This window comes from Brevundimonas sp. (assembly GCF_036659295.1).
Lineage (GTDB): Bacteria > Pseudomonadota > Alphaproteobacteria > Caulobacterales > Caulobacteraceae > Brevundimonas.
The window spans coordinates 1-5,853 of record NZ_JAVXCU010000117.1; the positions used below are offsets into that span (position 1 = coordinate 1).

General features: G+C 58.9%; 7 protein-coding genes and 1 pseudogene. 1 reads left to right on the forward strand and 7 read right to left on the reverse strand.

The annotated features are described in order from the left end of the window. The 6 genes and pseudogenes from RSB01_RS13245 to hemA all read right to left on the reverse strand — a co-directional run. A pseudogene (locus RSB01_RS13245) lies at window positions 1-329 on the reverse strand (riboflavin synthase); the annotation flags it as partial. 3 nt (window positions 330-332) lie between these two features. Then, a complete protein-coding gene (ribD, locus tag RSB01_RS13250) occupies window positions 333-959 on the reverse strand; it encodes a bifunctional diaminohydroxyphosphoribosylaminopyrimidine deaminase/5-amino-6-(5-phosphoribosylamino)uracil reductase RibD (RefSeq protein WP_332620246.1) in 627 nt (208 codons plus the stop codon). After that, the gene (nrdR, locus tag RSB01_RS13255) at window positions 959-1,438 is read right to left on the reverse strand and encodes a transcriptional regulator NrdR (RefSeq protein WP_332592209.1); all 480 of its coding nucleotides are present in this window, start codon (window positions 1,436-1,438) and stop codon (window positions 959-961) included. Before nrdR ends, ribD begins: the two co-directional genes overlap by 1 nt. Before the next feature lie 9 nt (window positions 1,439-1,447). Then, window positions 1,448-2,731, reverse strand: coding sequence for a serine hydroxymethyltransferase (gene glyA, locus RSB01_RS13260; RefSeq protein ID WP_332620247.1), 1,284 nt, complete (start codon window positions 2,729-2,731; stop codon window positions 1,448-1,450). A gap of 79 nt (window positions 2,732-2,810) precedes the next feature. Further along, on the reverse strand, window positions 2,811-2,996 hold the full coding sequence (locus tag RSB01_RS13265) for a hypothetical protein (RefSeq protein WP_332592200.1): 186 nt from the start codon (window positions 2,994-2,996) through the stop codon (window positions 2,811-2,813). After that, window positions 2,996-4,222 (reverse strand): 5-aminolevulinate synthase, encoded by a 1,227-nt coding sequence (gene hemA / locus RSB01_RS13270; protein ID WP_332625643.1) that lies wholly within the window; start codon window positions 4,220-4,222, stop codon window positions 2,996-2,998. The genes RSB01_RS13265 and hemA overlap by 1 nt, the downstream gene beginning before the upstream one ends. Before the next feature lie 232 nt (window positions 4,223-4,454). Between hemA and hemB the strand changes: the two genes are divergently transcribed. Then, on the forward strand, window positions 4,455-5,462 hold the full coding sequence (gene hemB, locus RSB01_RS13275) for a porphobilinogen synthase (protein WP_332592172.1): 1,008 nt from the start codon (window positions 4,455-4,457) through the stop codon (window positions 5,460-5,462). 40 nt (window positions 5,463-5,502) lie between these two features. Here the strand turns inward: hemB and RSB01_RS13280 are convergent. Then, window positions 5,503-5,853, reverse strand: a 351-nt coding sequence (locus RSB01_RS13280; RefSeq protein WP_332625644.1) for a flavin reductase family protein, incomplete at its 5' end; no start/stop codon positions are given.

A 5,853-nucleotide genomic window follows, 5' to 3' on the forward strand; every position in this document is an offset into this window, starting at 1 on the left:
GACGTGACCGTGCCCAGACCATCAACATGGCCCGAAACAATATGGCCGCCCAATTCATCACCCAGCTTGGCCGCACGTTCCAGATTGATGCGCGAGCCTTCAGCCCATTCGCCCAGCTTGGTTTTGGACAGGGTCTCGGCCGAAACCTCTACAGCAAACCAGCCATCGCCCTTTTCGGTGACGGTCAGGCAGCAGCCTGCATGCGAAACGGATGCGCCCATATCAATGCCCGCCGTGTCCCACACGGTTTCGATTTCATAGCGCCAGTCACGCTCGGTGCGCTGCACACTGCGAACGCGCCCAATGTCGGTAACAATACCGGTAAACATAAGTCAGACCTTCTCGTAGCGTTCCCACAGGTCGTCACCCGAAGGCTGAACCGCAAGGCGCTGGAAACGCGGAGCATCAGAAAGTTTAGTAATTTCCAAGGCAGCAATACCCGAACGGCCGCTTTCACCCAAGATCATTGGCGCACGGAACCACTCGATTATGTCCACAACGCCTGCCTGAATAAAGCTGGCGGCCACCCTGCCCCCGCCTTCGATCAGCAAGGAGCGGATACCTTCAGCTTCTAGCGTCGCCAAAATGGCAGCGATTGCGGGCCTGCCTTTAGAATCAGATTCAACACGCACTACGCGCGATTGACCGATCCCATGTGGCTCAGCCGTTGTCAGAATAAGCGCACCATCAGCCAATTTAGCCGTGGCCGGTGTACGCAGACGACTATCCAGCACAACCCGAAGGGGCTGTTTCGGCGCTTCGCCCGCTATACGGGCCGTCAGTTGCGGATCATCGGCCAGCACCGTTTCCACGCCGACCAGTATGGCATCATGACTGGCCCGCAGGCGATGTCCCTGCAAACGCGAAGCCTCGCCCGTGATCCACTGGCTTTCGCCGGAGGCCATGGCGATCTTGCCGTCCAGAGACGTTGCCAGTTTCAGCGTGACGCGCGGGCGCATCAGTCGTCGCCGTAAAGCGGCTTGCTCTCTTCAAAGCCCTCGTCGCCGAGGAATTTGGCAAAGTCGCTGGTATGGCGGAAGTCTTTATAGACCGAGGCGTAACGCACATAGGCCACTTCATCGACGCTCTTGAGCGCCTTCATGATGAAGTCCCCGACCACATGGGACTGGATTTCCGTTTCGCCGAGGCTTTCCAACTGGCGCACGATACGGCTGACCAATTGCTCGACCTGATCGGGCGTTACGGGGCGCTTGCGAAGGGCAATGCCCAGCGAGCGTTCCAGCTTGTCACGATCAAACGGCGTGCGACGGCCGTTACGCTTCAGGATCACCAGCTCGCGCAGTTGAACACGCTCGAAGGTGGTGAAGCGCCCTCCGCATTGCGGACACGAGCGACGGCGGCGGATAGCCGAACCGTCATCTGACGGTCGGCTGTCCTTAACCTGAGTGTCGGCGTTTCCGCAGAAAGGGCACTTCATTTCAGCGCCTTAGCGGTAGATCGGGAAGCGATGGGTGAGCTCGCGAACCTGAGCAGCCACCGAAGCCACCACAGCAGGATCCGCTTCGTCGCCACCGTTCATCGACGAGACAACATCGGCGATCCAGTGACCGATCTGACGGAACTCGTCCTCGCCGAAACCACGGGTGGTGCCAGCGGGCGTGCCCAGGCGGATGCCCGAAGTGATGGTGAACGGTGCAGTGTCGAACGGCACGCCGTTCTTGTTGCAGGTCATCAGGGCCTTTTCGAGCTCGCGCTCGGTGGCCTTGCCGGTTACGCCCTTCGGACGCAGGTCGACCAGCATCATGTGGCTGTCGGTGCCGCCGGTGACGATGGCCAGACCGCGCTCGATCAGAACCTCGGCCAGAGCCTTGGCGTTCTTCACGACCTGCTGGGCATAGACCTTGAATTCCGGCTTCAGGGCTTCACCGAAGGCCACAGCCTTACCGGCAATGACGTGCTCCAGCGGGCCGCCTTGCAGGCCCGGGAAGACCGACGAGTTGATCTTCTTGCCCAGTTCCAGATCGTTCGACAGGATCATGCCGCCGCGCGGACCGCGCAGGGTCTTGTGGGTGGTGGTGGTGACAATGTGGGCGTGCGGCAGCGGGTCCGGATAGGCTCCGCCGGCAATCAAACCCGCATAGTGGGCCATGTCCACCATCAGATAGGCACCAACCGAATCTGCAATCTCGCGGAAACGCTTGAAGTCGATCTGACGGGCATAGGCCGAAGCACCGGCCAGAATCAGCTTGGGCTTTTCGCGCTCGGCCATTTCCGCGACGTTGTCGTAATCGATGGTGTGGTCGTCTTCGCGGACCTTGTAGGTCACAGGACGGAACCACTTGCCCGACTGGTTGGCAGGCGAACCGTGGGTCAGGTGGCCACCGCAGGCCAGATCCATACCAAGGAAGGTGTCGCCCGGTTGCAGCAGAGCAAAGAACACAGCCTGGTTGGCCTGTGCGCCCGAGTGCGGCTGAACGTTCACATATTGGCAGTTGAACAACTGCTTGGCGCGTTCACGCGCCAGATCTTCGGTAACGTCAACGAACTCGCAGCCACCATAGTAGCGACGGCCCGGATAGCCTTCGGCATACTTGTTGGTCAGAACCGAGCCTTGGGCCTCAAGCACAGCCTTGGAGACAATATTCTCCGAAGCGATAAGCTCGATCTCTTCCTGCTGGCGACCAAGCTCGCCTTGGATACCCTTGAAAATCTCCGGATCGGAATCGGACAGAGATTGGGTGAAATAAGCGTCGTGAGTAAAGGCGGTCACTGTGGGAATCCCCAAGGCTGAGCGGCTGGTTGGTGCTTCCTTCTAGGCCGAGCCGTTCGTAACCACAACATCTAGTAGGTCAGCGATTTTCCAATGCGCGCTTCAGCTTGGCCACAGCCACACGCTCAACGGCATGCGGCTCTCGTGCAGGGCCCATAGCCGACACCTCGACGCCTGTTTTCACATGCACCGCCGAGCATTTCAGATAGGCACCATTGCGCACGAACTCGACGATTATATCGCCGAGTTCAGCATCGCGTTTCATCAGGCTGCAACCGGACGACGCGCCACGTTGCAATGCGAGAACAGCTTGTCCATCGCATCGACCAGCTTGTTCATCATGTCATCGTCATGGTTCGGCGATGGCGTGAAGCGCAAACGTTCGGTGCCCTTGGGCACGGTCGGATAGTTAATCGGCTGGACGTAGATGCCGTAGTCTTCCAGCAGCATGTCAGAAATCTTCTTGCAGTGGATGGGGTTACCCACCAGCACCGGCACGATATGGCTTTCCGACGCCATAACCGGCAGGCCCGCAGCCGCAAAACGGTCTTTCAGAGCCTGCGCGCGTTCCTGATGCTGTTCGCGCAGTTCGTTATGCACTTTTAGGTGACGCACCGAAGCCAGAGCACCGGCTGTCAGCGCGGGCGGCAGCGAGGTAGTGAAGATAAAGCCCGAGGCCCAGCTGCGAACCGCATCAACGATCACGGCGTCGGCCGCGATATAGCCGCCCATGACGCCAATGGCCTTGCCCATGGTGCATTCAATGATGTCGATGTCTGCCAGAACACCATCGCGCTCGGCCACACCGGCACCCGTTTCACCATACAGGCCAACCGCATGGACTTCGTCCAGATAGGTCATGGCGTTGTATTTGCGCGCCAGAGCAATCGTGCCCTTCAGATCGGCAATATCGCCATCCATCGAATAGACAGACTCAAAGGCAATCAGCTTGGGTGCACCATCCGGTGCTGCAGCTAGCAATTCTTCGAGATGGGCCAGATCGTTGTGACGGAAGATATGGCGCGGACCGCCGCCATTACGGATGCCTTCGATCATCGAGGCATGGTTCAAGGCGTCGGAGAAAATGATCAGACCCGGCAGGATTTTTTGCAGGGTCGAAAGGGTCGCCTCGTTGCCGACATAGCCCGAGGTGAACAGCAGCGCGGCTTCTTTCTGGTGCCACGAAGCCAGCTCGGCCTCGAGGTCCACCGCAGAGCGCGTCGTACCGGAAATATTGCGCGTACCGCCCGCGCCTGCACCGACCGTATCAAGTGCCTCGTGCATGGCATCCAGAACCGCCGGATGCTGCCCCATGCCCAGATAGTCGTTCGAGCACCAGATCACGACGTCCTGCTCGGATCCATCCTCGCGACGACGGGTCGCCATAGGGAATTGGCCACGCACGCGCTTAAGGTCAGCGAAGACGCGATAGCGGCCTTCGTTGCGGACCTGCTCTACAGAGTTTTGAAAGGCGGATTTATAGTCGAACAAAACTGCGTTTCTTTTCTTTATATGGTCTTTAGCTTATTTGGACCCTTGTTAGACGTATGTCCACGCTCGTCGAAGGACAATTTGCCCCAGCTGGACTAGCTGATAACGGTTCGCATCCACGGCGGCACTCAATGCCAGCATAAAACATCTGAAAGTTACGGTTTCACCACGTGTTTTGCGTGTCGCAACGGATTGGTCTAGCACCACGCTTCGCGTTCCAAGGACTACAGCTATGAGCATCCCTCCCTTCCAGCCCGCCGCCTTCCCTTTTGCCCGTCCGCGTCGTCTGCGCACGGCACCGTGGGTGCGTCGTCTGGTTGCTGAAACAACGCTCACTCCGTCCGACCTAATCTGGCCGATCGTTGTCCATGACGGCGAAGAAGACAAAGTTGCCGTCTCGTCCATGCCGGACATGTTCCGCCTGTCTCGCAAAGAAGCAGTTAATGCCGCCCGCGAGGCCCGCGATCTGGGCATCCCGATGATCGCCCTGTTCCCGAACATCGCCCATTCGCCCAAGGACAATATAGGCAGCGGTGCAACCGATCCTGACGGCCTGATCCCCGAGACCATCCGTGCCATCAAGGACGCCGTACCCGAAATCGGTATCATGACCGATGTGGCGCTCGACTGTTACACCGACCACGGCCACGACGGCGTCATGGAAGGCAACAAGATCATCAACGACGCCACCATCGAGCGCCTCGAGGAACAAGCCTTCATACACGCCCATGCCGGAGCCGATGCCGTCGCCCCGTCCGACATGATGGATGGCCGCATTCAGGCTATCCGCAATGCACTGGAATCAAACGGCTATCCGGATACGATGATTATCTCGTATGCGGCCAAGTTCGCCTCGGCCTTCTATGGCCCGTACCGCGATGCTGTCGGCTCGTCCAAATCGCTGACCGGCGACAAGAAAACCTATCAGATGGATTTCGCCAACACCGAAGAGGCCCTGCGCGAGGTTGCCATCGACATTTCCGAGGGTGCCGACGCAGTCATCGTCAAACCGGGGATGGCCTATCTGGATATCGTCCAGCGCGTGACGTCGACCTTTGGCATCCCGACCTTCGCCTATCAGGTGTCCGGTGAATACGCGATGATGCAGGCCGCCATCCAGAATGGCTGGCTGGACGGTGATCGTGTCATTCTGGAAAGCCTTCATGCGTTCAAACGCGCAGGTGCATCCGGCATTATCAGCTATTTCGCACCAACAGCAGCGCGTCAGCTACAAGGCTAAGCAAGGGGGCTGATTGCCCCCTTACCATCCCGTCTTGCGGTCAGATTGTTGGATCAACAGCCTGACCGTATTTGCCACGGAAATAGGTCAGTGCATCACCCGGACGGGTGGCAAACGACCGCACATGACCGACAATCACCAGATGGTCGCCCATGATGATCTGCTGGTGCATATCGCAATCCAGACGCGTCACCGCATTGCGTAGGCATGGCGGTTCGGGGTTTGCGGTCTCGAACTCGTCCTCGCTCAGGCGGGCAACGCCCCACGCAAAACGGTCGGACATCTCCTTGTCCTCTACGGGCAGCATATGAACCGCAAAACGATCAGCCCCCGCAAAGGCATCGTGACGGTCGGACCTGATGTCCATGCACCACAGCACCAGCGGCGGGTC

Excerpts from the sequence above, each read along its gene's own strand:
- ribD (WP_332620246.1), bottom strand. The coding sequence starts at position 959 with ATGCGCCCGCGCGTCACGCTGAAACTGGCAACGTCTCTGGACGGCAAG.
- nrdR (WP_332592209.1), bottom strand. The coding sequence starts at position 1,438 with ATGAAGTGCCCTTTCTGCGGAAACGCCGACACTCAGGTTAAGGACAGC.
- RSB01_RS13265 (WP_332592200.1), bottom strand. The coding sequence starts at position 2,996 with ATGAAACGCGATGCTGAACTCGGCGATATAATCGTCGAGTTCGTGCGC.
- hemB (WP_332592172.1), top strand. The coding sequence starts at position 4,455 with ATGAGCATCCCTCCCTTCCAGCCCGCCGCCTTCCCTTTTGCCCGTCCG.